This is a genomic window from Methylobacterium sp. 275MFSha3.1, from assembly GCF_900108435.1.
Taxonomy (GTDB): Bacteria; Pseudomonadota; Alphaproteobacteria; order Rhizobiales; family Beijerinckiaceae; genus Methylobacterium.
Genome location: NZ_FNWP01000027.1, coordinates 1 through 18,691 on the forward strand (window position 1 = coordinate 1; position 18,691 = coordinate 18,691).

Sequence of the window (18,691 nt, forward strand, 5' to 3'; positions counted from 1 at the left end):
AGGAACGGCGCCAGCCCGGTGCCGGTGCCCAGCAGGTACAGGTTGCGGCCCGGCAGCAGGTTGTCGAGCACCAGCGTGCCGGTCGGCTTCTTGCCGACGATGATCGGGTCGCCGACCTTCAGGTGCTGCAGCTTCGAGGTCAGCGGGCCGTCCTGGACCTTGATCGAGAAGAACTCCAGCTCCTCCTCGTAGTTGGCCGAGACCACCGAGTAGGCGCGCAGGAGCGGCCGGCCCTCGACCTCCAGCCCGATCATGGTGAACTCGCCGTTGCGGAACCGGAACGCCGGATCCCGCGTCGTGCGGAACGAGAACAGGTTGTCGGTCCAGTGGTGGACCGACAGAACGCGCTCCTCGTAGAACTTGCTCATCGACGGATCAGTCCTCGCTCAGGCGGACGCCGGGTCGGCAGTCCCGAACAGGTCGAGCAGCTTGCCGCCGCGGCCGTCCCACGCCGCGGCGTCGTCGGCCGGCTCGGTCCTCTCGGTGATGTTGGGCCAGAGATCGGCGTACTTGGCGTTGAAGGTCTTCCAGGCCGCCATCTCCGGTTCGGTGTCGGCCCTGATGGCATCGGCCGGGCATTCGGGCTCGCAGACGCCGCAATCGATGCACTCGTCCGGTTTGATCACCAGCATGGTCTCGCCGACGTAGAAGCAGTCGACCGGGCAGACCTCGACGCAGTCGGTGTACTTGCAGCGGATGCAGTTCTCGGTGACGACATAGGTCATGACTTCGCACCTCGGCGCAGGGGTCAGAGCAGCGCGGGGAGATCCTGGCCCTCGAGATCGATCGCCAGCCCCTTCATCGCCTCGGCGCTGACCTCGCCGCCCATCGCGCGCAGGCTCTCCTCGCGGATCAGCGACATCAGGCCCCGGCGCAGGCCCAGGAACTCGGACGACAGGGTCAGGGCCGGCTGGCGCGGGCGGGGCAGGGGCACCACGATTTCGGCCTTGATGCTCCCGGGACGCGCGGTCATCACGTAGACGCGGTCGGAGAGGAAGATCGCCTCGTCGATGTCGTGGGTCACGAACAGCACCGAGATCTTCAGGCGCTGCCACATGTTGGTGAGGATCTGCTGCATGATCAGCCGCGTCTGCGCGTCCAGGGCGCCGAACGGCTCGTCGAGCAGCAGGATGCGCGGGCCGGTGGCGAGCGCGCGCACGATGCCGACACGCTGCTTCATCCCGCCGGACAATCGGTCCGGATAGTGGTTCTCGAACGCCGTGAGCCCGGCGAGGCCGAGCAGCGTCCGCGCCTGTCGCTCGCGCTCGCTGCGCCGGACGCCCTTCATCTTCAGGCCGAACTCGACGTTCTCGCGCACCGTCTTCCAGGGAAACAGGGAGTATTGCTGGAAGATCATGCCGCGATCCGCGCTCGGTCCCGCGATCGCCTCGCCGTCGACGGTGACCCGCCCGGACGACGGCTTGAGGAAGCCGGCCAGCGCGTTGAGCAGCGTCGACTTCCCGCAGCCCGAGGGCCCGATGATCGACACGAACTCGCCGGGATGGACGGTGAGCGAGGCGTTCGAGACGGCCTCGACGGACCCCTCCATCGTCTCGTAGCGCAGGCAGAAGTCGCTGACCTCGATCAGGCCCCGGCTCGATTCGGCCATGGCAAGCTCCCGATTGGTGACGCGCGTGGAGGACCGGTCCCGCGAGGGCCGCGCCGGGCGGCCGGCCGAGGCCTTAGCGGGCCGCGGCCCAGGGCATGACGAGGCGGCCCACGAGACGGATCGCGAAGCTGGAGCCGAGGCCGAGCAGCCCGATCGTGATCATGCCGAGGGCGATGTCCGGGTACTGGACCAGCGAGTAGGCTTCCCAGGTGAAGTAGCCGATGCCGAACTGGCCGGAGATCATCTCGGCGGCGATCAGCGAGACCCAGGCCACGCCCATGCCGACCGTCAGCCCGGTGAAGATCTGCGGCAGCGAGGCCGGCAGGTAGACTTCGCGGAACACCGCCGCCTCGCGGGCGCCGAGGCAGCGTGCGGCCCGCACCAGGACCGGGTCGACCTGGACCATGCCCTGGAGGGTGTTGATCAGGATCGGGAAGAACGAGCCCAGGAAGGTGATGAAGACGATCGAGCCCTCGTTGGTCGGCCAGAGCATGATCGCCATCGGCACCCAGGCGATCGCCGGGATCGGCCGCAGCACCTCGCAGATCGGGAAGGCGATCTCGCGCAGGAGGCGGTAGCGCCCCATGAGGAGCCCGAGCGGCACGGCGACGCCGCCGGCCAGGAGAAATCCGAAGAGGATCCGGCGGCAGGAGATGAGCACGTGGTCGCCGAAGTTCGGGCTGCGCAGGGCGATCGCCGCGCGGTCCACGACGTCCATCGGCGTCGGGATGTTCAGGAACCGCACGTAGAGGGTCACGCGGTTCGCGGTCAGATACTGCCAGAGCGCGACGAACAGGATCAGGGAGGTGAGCCCGATCAGCGCGGCTCGGAACGCGCCGTGATGCAGCCGCAGCCAGCGGCGGACGCGGCCGGTCGCGGGCCGGGCGGACGCGGCCGGGGGCGGGAGGGGCGCCGCCCGCGGCGGGCGCGACTCGGCGGCGGGCCGGAGAGCGACAGCTTCCATGCGGTTCTAGCCTCCCGTCACAGCGGCCTTCAGGGCCTCGTCGTAGGGCATCACCGTGCCGCCGCCCCGCGCCGCGGCCTCGGCGTCCTGCTTCAGCAGGAACGGCGCGATGCCGCCCTTGCCGTCGACGACGTAGAAGGCCTCCCGGGCGAACAGCTTGATGCCGCGGGCCGTGTCGAAGACGTAGGCGACGTCGACGGCCTGCCCCTTGGACTTCATCTCGTTCAGCGCGCCGAGCGTGCAGGCCGCGCTCGCGTAGGGCTGGATCGCCCCGCCCTTCACCCAGATCTCGCCGGCCTTGCGCGGCTCGGTGACGGGCCTCTTGCAGTACGTGTCCTCGCCGCGCACCTCGTAATTGGCGGTGCTCGCGCGCTGCTGCGCGTAGTCCAGGCCGCGCTCGGCGAAGACCTTGCGCAGCGCCCCGTCGTCGACCCACGGACCGACGTCGAACGTCTTGATCCGGTCGAGCCGCTGCAGGACCTTGACGTCCTCGCGGGCGGCCTCGACCAGCTGCGGCTTGATCGTGGGATCGACGGTCATGATCCCGCCGGGCCCGAGGAAGATGTAGACCACCTCCTTGTCGGTGCCGGTCCAGGCCGCGATCTGCTCGGCGGCGCGCTTCGGATCGGCCTTGACCCAGGCGTCGGCGTCGAGGACGGCCTTCAGGTAGGCCTCGACGATCTCGGGGTAGCGGTCGGCGAAGTCGGAGCGCACGACCACGCCGTGCCAGGTCGGGAGGTTGGTCTCGACGCCATCGAACACTTTGCGCGCGAAGCCGCGGAACGGCAGAAGTTCGGCGAAGGGGACGAAATCCGCGTGCGCGTCGATCTTCCGCTCCTGGAGATTGGTCGAGCCGACCTCCGGGCTCTGGCTGACCAGGCGGAAATAGGTGGCCGGGTAGCCCTTGTCCTGCAGCGCCTTCAGGACCATCCCGTGGGCCGCCGACCCGAAGGGCACGCTGACGACCTTGCCTTTCAGATCCTCGAACGAGAAGTATTCGGAAGCCTTGTTGACCACGATCCCGTTGCCGGATCCGTGGAGATTGTAGGCGGCGACCGCGATCAGCCGCGATTGGCTCTCGGGATTGTTCTGGAACGTCGCGCCGTTGACGACGAGCGGGTAATCGCCCATCGCGCCGAACTGCAGCTTCCCGGCCATCATGCCGTTCGTGACCGGCGGCCCGGACGTGAAGTTCTGCCAGTCGAGCTGGATGGTCGTGCCGGCGTACTTGCCGGTCTTGGGCAAGTACTTCTCCAGCAGCTTGAGCTGGCGGATCACCACGCCGACCGTCGCGGTGTTGGTCGTCGTGTCCTGCGTGCCGATGCCGACGGTGAGGGTCTCGGCGCGGGCCGGTGCCCCGATCCCGGCTCCCGCCAGCGCGAGGAGCGCGAGAGCGGAGACCGATCTGAGCCCGGGAAATCGTCCAGTCATCGCCCGCTCCAACATTTCGGCCTGATGTCGCGAAGACATCGACGGCATGATCGGGCGCTGCGGCGCGTCCGATCAAATGCCGAGGACGCCTGCGGGTCGATTAGTTGCGCAAAAAAGTCGAGCGGCTCCGGATGTGCTGCGGTTTTGTGCGGGACGCTCGCGTTTTAGGCGCATTCCTCGCCGCCGCGCATCGCCGCGAGGATGTCGGGACGCAGCACGACGATCTGCGTGCGCCGCGTGACGAGGACGCCCTGCTCCGAGAGCCGCTTCAGGCTGATCGTCACCCATTGCCGTGTGGCGCCGACCATGTGGGCGAGGTCGGCGTGCGTGAAGGTCGCCGCGATCACCGTCCCGTCCTCCTCCGCGACGCCGTAGAGGTCGCACAGGTGCAGGAGCAGGTGGGCGAGGCGCTCGGTGATCGAGCGGGTCCCGAGCATCTGGGCCAGGGTCGAGTAGCAGCGGCCCTTGAAGGTCAGGCCGTCGATGACCCCGATCGCGAGGGCCGGGATCTGCGTCACGAGCTGCCGGAGCGCCTTGGCCGGCAGGTGCAGCACGCTGGAATTGCTCGCCGCCATGCCCGACCATTTGTGGAGGCCGGCGCCGAACACGTCGGGACCGCCGACGAAGTTGCCGGGGTACCAGTAGGCCAGCGTGATCTCGCGACCGGACGGCGCGGCGTAGAAGACCCGGATGCGGCCGCTCTCGACGATCCAGATCCCGTCGTTGGGCGTCTCCTGGGTGAACAGGGTCGCGCCGCGGTAGAGCACGCGGCGCCGGCCCTTCTCCAGCACGAGGGCGACCTCGCGCTCGGTCAGCCCGTCGAGGAGAGGGCGCTGCCCGGTTCCGGCCTTGGGCGCGGCCTCGGACAGCAGGAGGGCGCTCGCCTGGGTCTGGAGCCCTGCCGGGGCCTGAGACGGGCGTATCGGCGCCGTGGTCTGCATTGCCGCCTCCAGCATCCTACCTGCCGCGGCGCAGCAAACCCTGTACCAGCTCTAAACTGGCCGCCGGCACCGGCAGCGTCTGGATATCGCGGAGCCGAGCGGACGTGAAGCGGCGCCGCACCCGGAGGATGCGGCGCCGCGACGAGGCCGAGACGGCCGGATCGATCAGGGGCGTCCCTGACAGCGTCCGATCGCCCACTGGATGAGCTTGCGCACGTCGGGATCGGGATCGTTGGCGGCCGCCTCAAGGGCCGAGAGGCCTCGCGGGTCGGCGATCTCGCCGAGGGCTGCGGCCGCCTCCTTGCGCAGGTTGCTGACCTCCGAGGTCAGCGCCCGGCCCAGGATCTCGACGGCCGCCGGCGCCCGGATCCGGCCCAGGGCATTGGCCGCCTTGGTGCGGACCTGCCAGACGGGATCGTCCATCACGGCGATCAGGGGCGCCGTCGCCTCGGGCAGCCGGATCTTGGCGCAGGAGACGGCCGCCTCCTCGCGAACCTGCCAGTGCTCGTCGGACAGGCCGGCGATCAACGTGCCGATGCCCGGACCGCCGGGGCGCAGGAAGACCAGCGCCGCCATCGTGGCGCGCCGGACCGTCGGGTCGGGGTCGCCCGCGGTGGCGATCAGCGCTGGCAGCGCCTCCTCGGCCTTGAGGTAGCCGATGACGCCGAGACCTTCGCGGCGCACCTCCGGGGACGGGCTCTGGAGCGCCTTCAGCGCGGCCGACAGGGCGTCCGGCAGGACGAGCTCGCGCAGGGCCCGCAGGGCGGAGGCCTGCACGAACGGGTCGGTGTGCGCGGCGCGCTCGATCAGGAGCGGTCCGCAGGCCGGCTCCTTCTTCTCGGCCAGGGTATCGGCGGCGGTGCGGCGCACGGCCTCGTCGTCGTCCTCCAGGGACCGCACGAGGCCCTCGACGACGTCCGCGCCGTCGTGCTCGTCCAGCGCCTTGGCCGCCGCGGCGCGGACGGCCGCGTCCGGATCGCCGAGGCCCTTGAGGAGCAGGACCTTCGCCGCGGGGCCGACGGCCTCGGCGAGCTCCATCATCGCGACGCGCCGGACGCCGGCGTCGGCACTCGCGCAGCGCTCGGCCACGTCGTCGAGATCGTCGTCGAAGGAATCGAACACGGGGCTCATGGTCGGCCTCAGCGCAGCAGGTAGGGAATATTGACCTTGACCGCGTTCGTCGGGCAATCGACCTCGCAGGGCATGCAGTACCAGCACTCGTCGTACTTCATGTAGGCCTTCTGCCGGATCTCATCGATCGCGAGGATGTCGAGCGGGCAGACGTCGACGCAGACGCGGCAGCCCTTCTCGGCGATGCACTTGGCGTCGTCGATGACGACCGCGGCGCTGCTGGCCTGATTGATGATCGGCATGGATCGATCTCCGGTACGGGGCGGGATTACTCGGCGGCGGCCGGCGTCTTGATGCGGAGCTGGTGGTAGGCGCCCATCTCCTCGGCGGCGACCGGCACGATGAACGGGTCGACGGCGCGCTTCGCGTGGGCCATCCGGCCCTGGCCGTCCTTGAACAGGACCGTGTGGCAGGCCCACTCGGCGTCGTTCGTCTCGGGATAGTCGATGCGCAGGTGGTAGAAGCCCCAACGGCTCTCGGTGCGGTAGAGCGAGGCCGCCGCCGCCATGTCGGCGCAGTCGAGGATCGTCTGCATCTCGAGCGCCCGGTGCAACTCGTGCGGGTCGCGGGCGCAGAGCAGGTCGAGGTCCTCGCGGATCTCGGCGAAGCGGCGCTGGCCGAGCTCCATCTTTGCCGTGACCTTCGGCGGCTCGAGATAGTCGTTCACCAAGCGGCGGGTCTTGAACTCCATCTCGTGCGGGGTGAGCCCGTCGACGCGCCGGGTCGGCGCCAGGACCCGTTCGCGCTCGACGGCGATGTCCGCCGGGTCATGGTCGGCGAGGGCGTTGGCCGTGCAGTAGGCGGCGGCGTCGGCCCCGGCGATGCCGCCGTTCACGAAGGCGCCCAGCATGTAGTTGTGCGGCACGCTCGCCATGTCGCCGACCGCGTAGAGGCCGGGGACCGTCGTGCGCGCGAACTCGTCGACGAACACGCCCGAGGCCGAGTGGCCCGAGCAGAAGCCGATCTCGGAGATGTGCATCTCCACGGGACGCTGGCGGTAATTGGTGCCGCGCCGCTCGTGGAAGCGTCCGCGGGAGGGGCGCTCGTTCGAGTGCAGGATCGTCTCGATCTCGGAGATCGTCTCCTCGCGCAGATGGTCCATCTTGAGGAAGACCGGGCCGTTGCCGCCCTGCAGCTCGCGCCAGAACTCGAGCATCATCTGTCCGGACCAGTAATCGCACTCGATGAAGCGTTCGCCGCGATTGTTGGCCGTGTATCCGCCGAACGGGCCGGTGACGTAGGCGCAGGAGGGGCCGTTATAGTCCTTGATCAGCGGGTTGATCTGGTAGCACTCGAGGTTCGCGAGCTGCGCGCCCGCGTGGTAGGCCATCGCGTAGCCGTCACCGCAATTCGCCGCGTTCTCGTAGGTCCCGAACAGGTACCCGGAGGCCGGCAGGCCGAGGCGGCCGGCGGCCCCGCAGGCGAGGATCACCGCCTTGGCCTTCACCACCAGGAACTCGGATGTGCGGGTGTTGACGCCGATCGCTCCGGCAATGCGCCCGTCCGCGCCCTTCAGCAGGCGCGTCGCCATGTACCGGTTCGTCACGCCGACCTGGAGGCGGCGGAGCTGCCGGTAGAGGACCTTCTTGACGTTGTGCCCTTCCGGCATCGGCAGCACGTAGGTCCCCATGTGGTGGACCTTGCGCATGTTGTACTCGCCCGAGCCGTCCTTCTCGAATTTGACCCCGAGCTTGTCGAGGTACTGGATCATCGGGAACGACCCCTGCGCGTAGGCCATCACCGCCTTCTGATTGACGATGCCGTCGTTGGCGACGGTGATCTCCTTCACGTACTGCTCGGGGGTGGCGTAGCCCGGCACGACGGCGTTGTTCAGCCCGTCCATGCCCATGCTGATCGCGCCCGAGCGCTTGACGTTGGCCTTCTCCATCAGGACGACCCGGAGCTTCGGATCGGCTTCCTTGGCCTTGATCGCGGCCATCGGGCCGCCGGTGCCGCCGCCGATTACCAGGATGTCGGTCTCGATAATCTCGGTCTTCGTCGCGGATTCGAACGCGTTCATGGCAAGATCTCGCGTCAGGTCAGGGGCGGGGCGTGTGGGATCGCCGGAGGATCGGATCGCGCGGTCAGGCGGCCTGCGCGGCGTCGGGCGGGTCGTCGACGGCCTCGGCGACGAGGGCGCGCAGGTAGGACCAGGGGAAGATCCCGCGGGCGTGGCCGTCGGAGAACGCGATGTGGACGGCGTAGCCGCCCATCGGTTCGACCCGCGCGACGGCGATGTCGGCGGCGGCCTGAGGTAAGCGTCGCTCGACCCGGTCACGGGTGCACCACGCGCAGCGGCAGCGCAGCCGCAGCCGCTCCGCCGACAGCGTCGCGGTCAGCCCGTCGCGCCATTGCAACCGGAGGCCGGTCCCGCCGCGCGCGAGGGTGGCGGCCTCCGGGATCGCCTCGGGATCGAACGGGGGCGGGTTCGGAACCCCGGTCGCGTGGTGTGCCATCCGCTCCTCCTCTGTGCCGGCGTCACAGAAGCCGAGGGGCGGGCGATCCGACAGCAATTAGTTGCTGAGAATCTCAGTCAGGCCGCCGGCCGTGGCGACACCGACCGGCTCGGAGACCGGAGCCGGGTCGTCGGCCGCGGCTGCCCGCGGACAGCGACCGCCCGGTGATCCGGACCTACGGCTCGGTCGTCTTCGTCTCGGGCCCGCAGATGCCCCGGAGTGCCGTCCAGGCGGCGCCGGACAGGATCTGGCGTTCGGCCGCCGCAGGGCCCGCCTGGGCGCGGATCGCGGCGGCGCGCTCGCGCGTGAAGGGATGGCTGCGCAGCAGGTCCAGCACGTCGCTCTTCCCGTCGTGCTTGTCCTTGGCGATGCGCTCGAGGATGTCGGCGAGCGCCGCGCCGTTGCCGCCCGCGCGGGTCATGAGGTCGACCGCGTAGGCGTCCGCCGCCCGCTCGGCGTCGCGGCTGTAGCCGGCCGAGAGCACCGCGTCGCCCAGCGCGATGATGATGGTCGAGCCGGTCAGGTCCCCCAGGACGAGGCTCAACAGGAACGAGGTGCCCGACGCCCGGATGAGGGAGCGGGTCGGATCGCGTCGGCGGACGTGGCCGAGCTCGTGCGCCAGGACCGCCGCGGCCTCGTCGGCCGAGCGCGCCCGCGCGATGAGGTTCGAGAGCACGATCACGCGGGCGCCCGGCAGGGCGAAGGCGTTGGCCGTGCCGTGCCGGCGCACGCTCACGGCCACCTCGGGAGGCAGCGAGCCCTCCGCCCGACCGGCCGCGACGAGGCGGGCCACGAGCGTGTCGAGCGCCGCGCGGCCGGCCGGCTCCGCGCAGGCCGGCGGGGCGCCGAGGAAGCGCAGGACCTGCGGTTCCGCCACCGCCCCGAGCCGCGACTCGGCCGCGTCCGGCACCAGCGGGGCCAGCAGCCCGGCGATCTGCGGGACGCCGAAGACCGCCACGAGCAGGACCGAGAGACCGGCCGCGAGAGACCAGAGCACGAGCCGCACCGTGCCGCCCGAGCGCTCCCGGCGATGGAGGTCCGGGCAGCGCGCCGCGAGCGCGGCGGCGAGCGTCGCGTCCGAGAACTCCACGCGGACCGGCTCGCCGGCCGGACCGATCCGCATCAGCGGCGGCACGGACACGGCGGCGCGCAGGTCGAGCAGGTTCCAGTCCTGGGCGATTCCGGGCCCGGAGACGCGGAAGCGGTCGTCGAGGCGCAGCGCGACGGGATGTGCCCGCGCGCTGACGCCGTCGAAGAAGCGGCCCTCGACCTCGATCGGCGTCGCGTCGATCGCCTGGGAAGCGCGGGTCAAGCGTCAGAAGCCGATCTGGAGCGCGCCTCCGACGTCGAGCGCGTCGGCGAGGCCCTCCTGCAGACCGCTGCCGGCACCGCGGGACGAGGCGAGGACGGCATCCAGGGCTTCGGGATCCGTCACGGTCGTGCTCGTCGCGACCGCCGCCCACAGGCGAGCCTGCACCACGCGCACGTAGAGCACCGCGAACAGCGGCGCGCCGACCAGGTAGATGAGGACGACGAGCCAGTGGAGCATGCTGAGATCGCCCGCCGCTCGTGCGGCGAAGATCAGCAGAGCCGCGACGAGGCCCAGCACGACGAGGAAGCCCAGGAGCGACAGCATGTAGACGATGTACGGCCAGTAGAACTGCCGCGCCTTCAGGCTCGAGGCGAGGCGGGCGTGACCGAGGCTCGCGGCGCCCATGAACGCCCGCGTCTCGCGGGCGCGGTAATACGGGAGCAGGACCAGCGCCGCGGGCACGCAGATCGCGGCCACGAACCCCATGGCCTGGAGGAGGATGCCGATGCTCGAGGCCGCGTAGGCGGGATTGAGGATCGTCTGGCCGGCCTTGCCGCCGGGCTTCGGTACCAGAAGATCCGTGGGCAGCGAGAAATCCGCCGCGACCAGGAGGGCGATGCCGAGCCCGATCAGCGGCCCCAGCCCGACCCCGTACAGCAGGAGCCAGGGACCGAGCACGCTGCGTCCCCGCGCCGTCGAGTGCATCCGGCTGGTCCCGACCAGGGTGTGGTCGATGCGGTAGCGTTCCAGGCTCGCCCGCATGAACGGGAAGGCCAGGCCGAAGGTGACGAGCGTGAGCAGCCACCAGCCGCCCGCGCGGGCCGCGTAGGCGAGGCCCGAGCCGTCCTGCCCGAGGCGGATGCCGCGCCAGAGCGTCCGCATCGCGCGGTAGCGGCGCCCGCGGTAGATCGCGAATTGTCCCAGCAGGAACAGGAACACGAAGGAGATCACCACCGAGAACGGGGCGAGCGCGGGCGCGACGAGCGAGAGCGCGAACAGCGCGACGTAGATCGGCACGAGGATCGCGAGCGCGACGAGGAAGCCGAGGAACAGTTCCTTGCCCGTGCCGGTATACTCGGCGGGCGAGCCGTCGAGCGCGGTGCGCTCCCAGAAGAAGCGGCGCAGATTGGTGACGTACCAGAATCTGTAGATGCCGAAGGTCACGATCGAGAGCAGAAAGCCCTTCAGCGCCAGCCAGGTGAGACCTTTCACCCGCGGGTCGAAGGTTACGGCGGCCACGCGCGTGCCCGGAGCGCCGCTCCGCGTGTCGAACTGGGTGCCGATTGCCAAATTCATGGATCCGTCGATCGTCCCGTCGCGTTTCGCGGCCAGACACTAGGAAGGAAGGCCTGCGCTGACCAGTTCCGCGCGGCCGGAATTCTGTCCCGTCCCCGCAATGTCGTGCCGCGACTGTTCGAAATGCGGGGCGTCGTTAACGCGCGGTCTCCGGTTGCCGGACACGCGTTGCCGGGCGATGCGACCGAGCCGCCGCGACGGGGTGCGCACCGCGCCCGGCCGCCGTTCGGCGCGTCCCTAGCCCAGGACCGACAGAGCGGCCGCGAGGTCGGCGACCAGATCGTCCGGGTGCTCGATCCCGATCGACACCCGGATGGTCGCGTCCGTGATCCCGAGCCGGTCGCGCACCGCCTTCGGCACGCCGGAATGGGTCGTGGAGGCCGGGTGGCTGGCGAGCGACTCGGTTCCGCCCAGGCTGACGGCGAGCTTGAACAGCTGGAGGCCGTTGAGAACCCGGAACGCCTCGGCCTCGCCGCCGACGATGTCGAACGAGAACGTCGAGCCCGGCGCCGCGCACTGCTTGGCGTAGACCTGCGCCTGCCGCGACCCCGGCTCGAGATGCGCGAGGTGGTGGAGGCGCGCCACCTTCGGGTGCGCCGCCAGCATCCCGCCGACGATCTCGCCGTTGCGGTTGGCGGCGCTCATCCGCAGCGACAGGGTCTCGAGCGAGCGCCCGAGCATCCAGCAGGAATGCGGGTCGAGACCGGTCCCGATCGCCGAGCGCAGAAGTCGCACCGGCTTCATCCGCGCCGCCGAGCCGAGGGCGGCGCCGGCGATCAGGTCCGAGTGGCCGCCGACATACTTCGTCAGGGAGTAGACCGAGATGTCGGCGCCTTCGCGCAACGGGTGCTGGAAGAGGGGCCCGAGCAGGGTGTTGTCGCAGACGACGACCGGCGCCTCGCCGCCCTGCCGGGCGCCGATCTCCTCGGCGACCGCCCGGACGAGGCCGAGGTCGACGAGGGTGTTGAGCGGGTTCGAGGGGGTCTCGACCATGACGACGCTGACGCGTCCCGCGCCCGCCGCGCGGTCGGCCGCGGCGCGCACGCTCGCCGGATCGGTGCCGTCGGAGAACCCGAACGGCGCGATGCCGAACCCGGCCAGGGTCTTGGCGATCAGGGTCTCGGTGCCGCCGTACAGGGGTTGCGAGTGCAGGATCGCGTCGCCGGGCCGCGCGAAGGCCAGGATCGTGGTGGCGATCGCCGACATGCCGGAGGAGAAGACCAGCGCGGCCTCGGCCTCCTCGAAGACGGCCAGCCGGTCCTCGACGATCTCGCTGTTCGGGTGATTGAAGCGCGAGTAGACCAGCCCCGCCGCCTCGCCGACCGGCGGTTCGCGCCGTCCCGAGACGTAGTCGAAGAAGGCTTTGCCGTGCTCGGCCGAGGTGAAGACGAAGGTCGATGTCAGGAAGACCGGCGGCTTCACCGCGCCCTCGGACAGGGCCGGGTCGTAGCCGTAACCGAGCATCAACGTCTCGGGACGGAGCGGGCGGTCGCCGAGCGCCCTCCGGTGGTAGCGGTCGTCGGACATGCTGGCCTCGCTCCGACAGGCCCCAGCCCGGGGCTGGGCAGCCCGGTTGCGCTCTGACTCCGGGATTCCGGACGCGGGAGCATGGCACAGGCAGGGCCGCTACGGAACGCCGCCGCGGTCCCGACGCGCCGCGGCGGAGGGCGCCGCAAGTCTCAGCTGGACCGCGCCGCGCCGCCCGAATCCAGGCGCTCCAGGACGCGGGCGACGTCGGCCGTCGTCATCTCCCACTCGTTCTGGAAGTTGGCCACGACGCCGCGCATGAAGCGCAATTGCAGGCGCTCCGCCTCCGCCGCGTCGCCGAGATGATCCACCAGGATCGCGTAGGCGAGCTGCGAGGGCTCGGGACCCTCGTAGCTCCACTCGAAGCCGTTCCGGGAGTAGCACTTGGCCTCGGCCCGATCCGGCAGCGGCGCCCCGTTCACCGTGACGACGATCCCGTCGATCGTCCGATCCCCGGCATAGACCTTGTCCATCACCGCGCCTCCCGGATCCGGTGGCGCGGGGTGCGGCCGTCGGAGCGGTTGCGCATCACCTCGGGGAAGATCCAGAGGCTGACCACCATGAACGGGCCGAGGAAGGCCACGGCCCAGCGCGGCCCGGTCTGGCCGAGATGGCCCATGTAGAACCAGCCGGCGAGCGCCGCGAGCGCGACGGCGACCGACAGGCCGAACTTGATCGGAAACGGCATCGGATCCCTCCCGGATCGCGCGTGCGGGTCAGAGGACGAAGACGGCGCCGACCTGCTGCAGCAGGCCGAGGGCGCCGCAGAGGGCGGCGAGCACGATCGCCAGGCCCGCGATGCCGTCGCGCCAGCGCTGGGGCCAGACGTTGAACAGGCCGGGCGCGAACAGGATGGCGAAGCCGCCCACGATCACGAGGCTCGACCAGCGGAGTTCGGCGACCCCGTAGGCGAGCATCCCGCCGGTCAGCGCCGCGAGCAGGAGGACGTTGGCCGCGATCAGCGCGAGGCCGAGGGGGCGCGCCCTCAGGTCGGGGCGGGTCTCCAGCGGGAACATCCCGGCCAGCACGTAGAAGCCGGTGCAGGCGACCCCGGCGAAGAGGGCGAACCACGCGAGCGCGGCGACGTTCGGTTCGATCATGTCCATGGCGGCGTTCCGGGCTGCTCGTCAGTCTAGGCGGCGGGTTGCGCGGCGGGTCACTCGGCGGCCTGCATGGCCCGGGGCTCGGGGGCACCGGGCGTGCGCGCGGTCTTGCGCATGTCGGTCTTCACGTGGCGCGTGTCGTAGCCGTTGAAGAGCGTCCCGATGAGACCGCGGTTCAGGTCCGAGGTGCCGAACAGCCAGTCCATGATCGGGAAGGTCAGGTTCATGTTCCGCTCCATCATGATCGATTGGTCGTGATGGGCCGTGTGGTGCCGCCGGTTCGTGTTGATGAACGGCATGTTGCGGACGAACCAGTTCTCCTCGACGTGGCAGCAGAAGTGCATGAACTCGTAGATCATGTAGATGCTGGTCGTCGTGGTGATGAACAGCCACCCGACATTGGGCGTGAAGATGTTGCCGAGCACGACGGCGCCGGGGATCGACATCAGCGTGAACGTCGCCAGCGCGTAGGGCGGGAAGAACGTCACCCGGTAGTCCCGGTGGTCGGCGAAGCGCATCTCGTGGTCGGTGAAGAACTGGTGATGCTGCAGCGTGTGCCGATTATAGACGGCCCGCCCGATCGGATTGCTCTGCGGCCGGTGCATCACGTAGCGGTGGAGCCACCACTCGAAGAAATTGCAGAACAGGAACACGACCGGGACCGTCGCGAGCTCGATCCAGCTCGGCGCGTGGATGTTCGAGACGTAGATGTACAGGGCCGTCAGGCCGATCGTGTAGATGATCGCGATGTGCAGGACGCCGTTGTACCAGCCGGCCACGCGCTGGCGGTAATTGGCGCGGTAGTTCCGCTGCCGCTCGCTCATGCGGGTGTTGGCGAGTTCCATGGTGCGTCTCCTCGCTGGGATGGGGGTGACGACGCGCCCCCGCCCGGGATCTGTCTTGCTAGAGATACCGGTGATATATCAGTTGTCAACCTGACCGGACGGCGGCCGCGTCGCCACCGTCCGGTCGGGGCCGGTCCGGTCAGTGCGAGATGGCTTCCAGGGACTTGCCCTTGGTCTCGATGCCGAGGAACCCGACGCTCGCGGCCGCGATGACGAACGAGCCGGCGCCCAGGGCGAAGACGCCGCCGTGGCCGAGCACCGGCAGGATCAGGCCGATGGCGAAGGGTCCGATGAGCGAGCCCACGCGGCCGATGGCCGAGGCGCAGCCGGCCCCGGTGGCGCGGGCCCGCGTCGGGTAGAGTTCGGGCGTGTAGGCGTAGAGCACCGACCACATGCCGAACAGGAAGAACTGCATCATCAGCCCGTAGGCGATGAGCCAGCCGAACGACGGCGAGTGCCCGTACAGGTAAGCGGCAACGGCGCTGCCGAGGAGCATCAGGACGGCGGTGGGCTTGCGGCCCCAGCGCTCGACGAGGATCGCCGAGGCGATGAAGCCCGGCACGCCCGCGAGCGAGATCAGGATCGTGTAGGTGACCGACTTGGCGACGCTGTAGCCGGCCTCCTGCAGGAGCGCGCCGAGCCAGGTGGTGAGGCCGTAGAAGCCCAAGAGGGCGAAGAACCACGTCAGCCAGATCATCACCGTGCGGCTGGCATAGCCGGGGCTCCAGAGTTCGAGGAACGAGAAGCGCCGCTCCCCCCGCGCCGGCTCGGGCAGGACGGTCGGCTCCGGAAGCGGACGCCCGTCGAGGCGCAGCGCGACCTGCCGCTCGATCTGCGCCATCACACGGTCTGCCTCCGCGTGCCGGCCGCGGTCGGCGAGCCAGCGGGGCGATTCCGGCACGAGGAAGCGGATCACGAACAGGAACAGCGCCGGCACGGCCTGCGCGAGGAAGACAGCGCGCCAGTCGAAATAGCTGAGCAGCACGTAGCTGAGGCAGCCGGCCGCGATGAAGCCGAGCGGCCAGAACCCTTCCATAATGGCGAGGTAGCGGCCGCGCTTGGCGGTCGGCAGAAACTCCGAGACGATGGCGAGCGCCACCGGGAACTCCATGCCCATGCCGAAGCCGAGCAGCAGGCGGGCATAGCCCAGCATCGTCGCGTCCGGGGCGTAGGCGCACCAGAGGCTGCCGAGCCCCCAGAACACCATGCTGATCTGGAAGACCACCTTCCGCCCGAACCGGTCGGCGAGCATGCCCGACAGGGCCGCGCCCGCGAACATGCCGATGAAGCTCATGCTTGAGAGCAGTCCCGCCTGGGCGGTCGTCAGGCCGAACTCGGTCTTGATCGACCCGAGGAGGAAGGTGAGCGAGCCGAGATCGATCGAATCGAAGAACCACGCCGTGGCGATGATGAGGAAGATGTTGCGCTGGAAGGCGGTCATCGGCAGCCGCTCGAGGCGCGCCGCGATCAGCGCGCCCGACCCGACCGCGGCGCGGGCGGTGGCGTCCGCGGTCACCCGATCCGGCAGCACGTCGCCGGCGGAAATCGCTACAGGCCCTGCCATGGCTCAACCTCCCTCGCAGTTATATGCGGCGAGTCGTCATGCAGGATATTACTAAGATGCGCAAGATATATCAGGCGTATGCCCTTGCGCGGTGCGCGGGCCCGCCCCATGCACGCGGATGGCGGCGTGGTGTGCGGGCCCGGCCGTGGCGGGGGTGTCGTCCATGAACTTCGTGACCGGGAAGACGACGTCCATCCGCGCCGCCGAGCCGGGCCGCAAGCGGGCGCGGAAGGCCGTGAAAGGGGCGTCCCAGGAGGTGTCTCAGGAGGCCGCCCAGGAGGCAACCCATGCCGCGGGCGGTAACGACGATCTGCCCGACCTGACGCTGACCGACCGGGCCTACCAGCAGCTGGAAGAGATGATCACGACCCTGGTGCTCCCGCCCGGCCTCGTGCTCGGCGAGCAGAACCTGGTTCAACGGCTCGGGATCGGACGGACCCCGATCCGGGAAGCCCTTCAGCGCCTCGCGCGCGACGGGCTCGTCGTGGTCATGCCGCGGCGCGGCATCCTGGTGTCGGACATCAACGTGCGCTCGCAGCTGCGGCTCCTTGAGACGCGGCGCGTCCTGGAGCGCCTGATCGCCCGCCTCGCCGCGGAGCGATCCACCCGCGAGGAGCGCGAGGTCTTCGCGGGGCTCGCGCAGGACATGCGCGACGCGGCCGCGGCGTCGGACGATCTGGCGTTCATGCGCCTCGACCGGCAGTTCAACGAGCTGATCGCGACGGCCTCGCGCAACGAGTTCGCCGTGCGCTCGCTGGAGAGCATGGCGGGCCTGTCGCGGCGGTTCTGGTACCAGCACTACAAGCAGGCGGCCGATCTGCCGCTGACCGCCAACCTCCACGCGGACGTCTGCGAGGCGGTCGCGCGACGCGACGTCGAGGCTGCCGGCGCCGCGTCGGACAGGCTCGTCGACTACATCGAGAGCTTCGCCCGCAAGACGTTGGATCTCTGAGGTCGCGCGACGGGACCCGTGTCGGGCGGTCGGCGCGGCGGTCAGTCAGGGGAGGGGCGGGCGGCGGCCGGCGATCCGGTCCCGGCCGCCCCTCTGTCGTGACCCCTACGACGCGACGCGCGCGGAGTCTCCGAGGCGGGGTGCTCCCGGCGAGCCGGTCACGCGGGTGCTCCCAGAGCGACCGGCTGGGTCGCGCGGCGGTAGATCAGGAGCGTGGCGACGAGGCCGCACGCCCCGCCGAAGGCCATCCACAGCCCGGGGGCCGCGCGGTTGCCCGTGGCCTCGATGAGCCACGTGGAGACGAGGGGCGTGAAGCCGCCGAGGAGCGCCGTCGCCAGCGAGTAGGCGAGGGAGAACCCGGCCGTGCGCACGCTCGCCGGGATCACCTCGGTCAGCGCGACCACCATCGCGCCGTTGTAGCTGCCGTACAGGAAGGACAGCCACAGGAGGGCGATCAGCATGTTCCCGAAGCTCGGGTTGGCCACGAGCCAGCCCAGCACCGGGTAGGCGGTGAGCAGGGTCAGCGCCGAGAAGACGAGCAGGAGCGGCTTGCGCCCGATCCGGTCGGACAGGGCTCCCATGACCGGCAGCCAGAACAGGTTCGACAGGGCGGTGCAGAAGGTCACCAGAAGGCTGTCGGTGTCGGACAGCTTGAGCACGGCCTTGCCGAAGGTCGGGGTGTAGACGGTGATCGTGTAGAACGAGATCGTGGTCATGCCGACGAGCAGCATGCCGAGCAGCACGATCTGCCAGTTGCTGGCGAGCGAGCCGAACACCTCCTTCATGGAGGGGCGGTGCTTGCGCTTCAGGAACTCCTCCGTCTCCTCCAGCGACCGCCGGATGTAGAACAGGAACGGCACGATCGCGCAGCCGATGAAGAACGGGATCCGCCAGCCCCAGTCGTTCATGTCGGCGAGCGAGAGGGCGTGGTTGAGGATGTAGCCGATCACGGCGGCGAACATGACCGCGACCTGCTGGCTGCCGGATTGCCAGGACACGTAGAAGCCCTTGTTGCCGGGGGTGGCCATCTCCGACAGGTAGACGGAGACGCCGCCGAGCTCGACGCCGGCCGAGAAGCCCTGCAGCAGGCGCCCGACGAGGACCAGGAAGGGCGCGAACAGGCCGATCGTGCCGTAGCCGGGGACGAAGGCGATCAGGATCGTGCCGGCCGCCATGATGCCGAGCGTGACGATCAGCCCCTTCCGGCGGCCGATGCTGTCCACGTAGGCGCCGAGGAAGATCGCACCGAGGGGCCGCATCAGGAAGCCGGCGCCGAACGTCACGAAGGTCAGCATCAGCGAGGCGAACTCGTTGCCGACCGGGAAGAAGGTCTTGGAGATGTAGGTGGCGTAGAAGCCGAACAGGAAGAAGTCGAACATCTCCAGGAAGTTGCCGCTGGTCACGCGCAGGACCGTGGCGACTTTGGAACTCGACGGATGGGCCTGTATCATTGCTGTCTCCCTCAGGCGCCGGAGCGGTCGCAACCGCACGAGGGAAGCGTCGGTTCTGAACGGCTGACGATCGCTCGTGGCGATCGGGCTGCAGCCGCAAACCAATCCT

At 69.8% G+C, this 18,691-nt stretch carries 20 protein-coding genes; 1 reads left to right on the forward strand and 19 read right to left on the reverse strand.

Features of this window, described 5'->3' with window-relative positions; genetic code table 11:
* From BLW78_RS25385 to BLW78_RS25470, 18 genes are all read right to left on the reverse strand, one after another.
* On the reverse strand, window positions 1–368 hold a 368-nt coding region (locus tag BLW78_RS25385; RefSeq protein ID WP_244527055.1), incomplete at its 3' end, for an FAD-binding oxidoreductase.
* 18 nt (window positions 369–386) lie between these two features.
* Complete coding sequence (gene fdxA / locus BLW78_RS25390; protein WP_091682855.1) at window positions 387–725, reverse strand: ferredoxin FdxA; 339 nt, start codon at window positions 723–725, stop codon at window positions 387–389.
* Window positions 726–748: 23 nt separating this feature from the next.
* The gene (locus BLW78_RS25395; RefSeq protein WP_091682857.1) at window positions 749–1,609 is read right to left on the reverse strand and encodes an ABC transporter ATP-binding protein; all 861 of its coding nucleotides are present in this window, start codon (window positions 1,607–1,609) and stop codon (window positions 749–751) included.
* 73 nt (window positions 1,610–1,682) lie between these two features.
* A complete protein-coding gene (locus BLW78_RS25400) occupies window positions 1,683–2,573 on the reverse strand; it encodes an ABC transporter permease (protein ID WP_091682858.1) in 891 nt (296 codons plus the stop codon).
* Window positions 2,574–2,579: 6 nt separating this feature from the next.
* Window positions 2,580–4,004, reverse strand: a complete 1,425-nt coding sequence (locus BLW78_RS25405) for an ABC transporter substrate-binding protein (RefSeq protein ID WP_244527056.1) — start codon at window positions 4,002–4,004, stop codon at window positions 2,580–2,582.
* Window positions 4,005–4,168: 164 nt separating this feature from the next.
* A complete protein-coding gene (locus BLW78_RS25410; RefSeq protein ID WP_091682861.1) occupies window positions 4,169–4,945 on the reverse strand; it encodes a Crp/Fnr family transcriptional regulator in 777 nt (258 codons plus the stop codon).
* 165 nt (window positions 4,946–5,110) lie between these two features.
* Complete coding sequence (locus tag BLW78_RS25415) at window positions 5,111–6,076, reverse strand: HEAT repeat domain-containing protein (RefSeq protein ID WP_020095797.1); 966 nt, start codon at window positions 6,074–6,076, stop codon at window positions 5,111–5,113.
* A gap of 8 nt (window positions 6,077–6,084) precedes the next feature.
* Window positions 6,085–6,318, reverse strand: a complete 234-nt coding sequence (locus tag BLW78_RS25420; protein WP_091682863.1) for a 4Fe-4S dicluster domain-containing protein — start codon at window positions 6,316–6,318, stop codon at window positions 6,085–6,087.
* A 26-nt stretch (window positions 6,319–6,344) separates the two neighbouring features.
* On the reverse strand, window positions 6,345–8,096 hold the full coding sequence (locus BLW78_RS25425; protein WP_091682865.1) for a fumarate reductase/succinate dehydrogenase flavoprotein subunit: 1,752 nt from the start codon (window positions 8,094–8,096) through the stop codon (window positions 6,345–6,347).
* Between the two features lie 64 nt (window positions 8,097–8,160).
* Complete coding sequence (locus BLW78_RS25430; protein ID WP_020095794.1) at window positions 8,161–8,532, reverse strand: DUF971 domain-containing protein; 372 nt, start codon at window positions 8,530–8,532, stop codon at window positions 8,161–8,163.
* Window positions 8,533–8,707: 175 nt separating this feature from the next.
* Window positions 8,708–9,844 (reverse strand): M48 family metallopeptidase, encoded by a 1,137-nt coding sequence (locus BLW78_RS25435; RefSeq protein WP_091682867.1) that lies wholly within the window; start codon window positions 9,842–9,844, stop codon window positions 8,708–8,710.
* Between the two features lie 3 nt (window positions 9,845–9,847).
* On the reverse strand, window positions 9,848–11,140 hold the full coding sequence (locus BLW78_RS25440; protein ID WP_170855243.1) for a YjgN family protein: 1,293 nt from the start codon (window positions 11,138–11,140) through the stop codon (window positions 9,848–9,850).
* 237 nt (window positions 11,141–11,377) lie between these two features.
* Window positions 11,378–12,667, reverse strand: coding sequence for a cystathionine gamma-synthase family protein (locus tag BLW78_RS25445; protein ID WP_091682869.1), 1,290 nt, complete (start codon window positions 12,665–12,667; stop codon window positions 11,378–11,380).
* Window positions 12,668–12,819: 152 nt separating this feature from the next.
* Window positions 12,820–13,140, reverse strand: coding sequence for a DUF6166 domain-containing protein (locus BLW78_RS25450; protein WP_091682870.1), 321 nt, complete (start codon window positions 13,138–13,140; stop codon window positions 12,820–12,822).
* Window positions 13,140–13,355 carry a hypothetical protein gene (locus BLW78_RS25455; RefSeq protein ID WP_020095789.1) on the reverse strand — a complete coding sequence of 72 codons (216 nt, stop codon included), beginning with the start codon at window positions 13,353–13,355 and terminating at the stop codon, window positions 13,140–13,142. Before BLW78_RS25455 ends, BLW78_RS25450 begins: the two co-directional genes overlap by 1 nt.
* Window positions 13,356–13,383: 28 nt before the next feature.
* Window positions 13,384–13,773, reverse strand: a complete 390-nt coding sequence (locus tag BLW78_RS25460) for a hypothetical protein (RefSeq protein ID WP_091682872.1) — start codon at window positions 13,771–13,773, stop codon at window positions 13,384–13,386.
* Between the two features lie 50 nt (window positions 13,774–13,823).
* On the reverse strand, window positions 13,824–14,615 hold the full coding sequence (locus BLW78_RS25465; protein ID WP_091682874.1) for a sterol desaturase family protein: 792 nt from the start codon (window positions 14,613–14,615) through the stop codon (window positions 13,824–13,826).
* A gap of 139 nt (window positions 14,616–14,754) precedes the next feature.
* Window positions 14,755–16,179: an MFS transporter gene (locus tag BLW78_RS25470; RefSeq protein ID WP_026605338.1), complete on the reverse strand. Its 1,425-nt coding sequence runs from the start codon at window positions 16,177–16,179 to the stop codon at window positions 14,755–14,757.
* 163 nt (window positions 16,180–16,342) lie between these two features.
* Here BLW78_RS25470 and BLW78_RS25475 point away from each other — a divergent pair, with 163 nt between their 5' ends.
* The gene (locus BLW78_RS25475) at window positions 16,343–17,131 is read left to right on the forward strand and encodes a GntR family transcriptional regulator (protein WP_091682964.1); all 789 of its coding nucleotides are present in this window, start codon (window positions 16,343–16,345) and stop codon (window positions 17,129–17,131) included.
* Window positions 17,132–17,289: 158 nt separating this feature from the next.
* Here BLW78_RS25475 and BLW78_RS25480 read toward each other — a convergent pair whose 3' ends face one another.
* The gene (locus BLW78_RS25480) at window positions 17,290–18,582 is read right to left on the reverse strand and encodes an MFS transporter (protein WP_020095784.1); all 1,293 of its coding nucleotides are present in this window, start codon (window positions 18,580–18,582) and stop codon (window positions 17,290–17,292) included.
* Window positions 18,583–18,691: the final 109 nt, after the last annotated feature.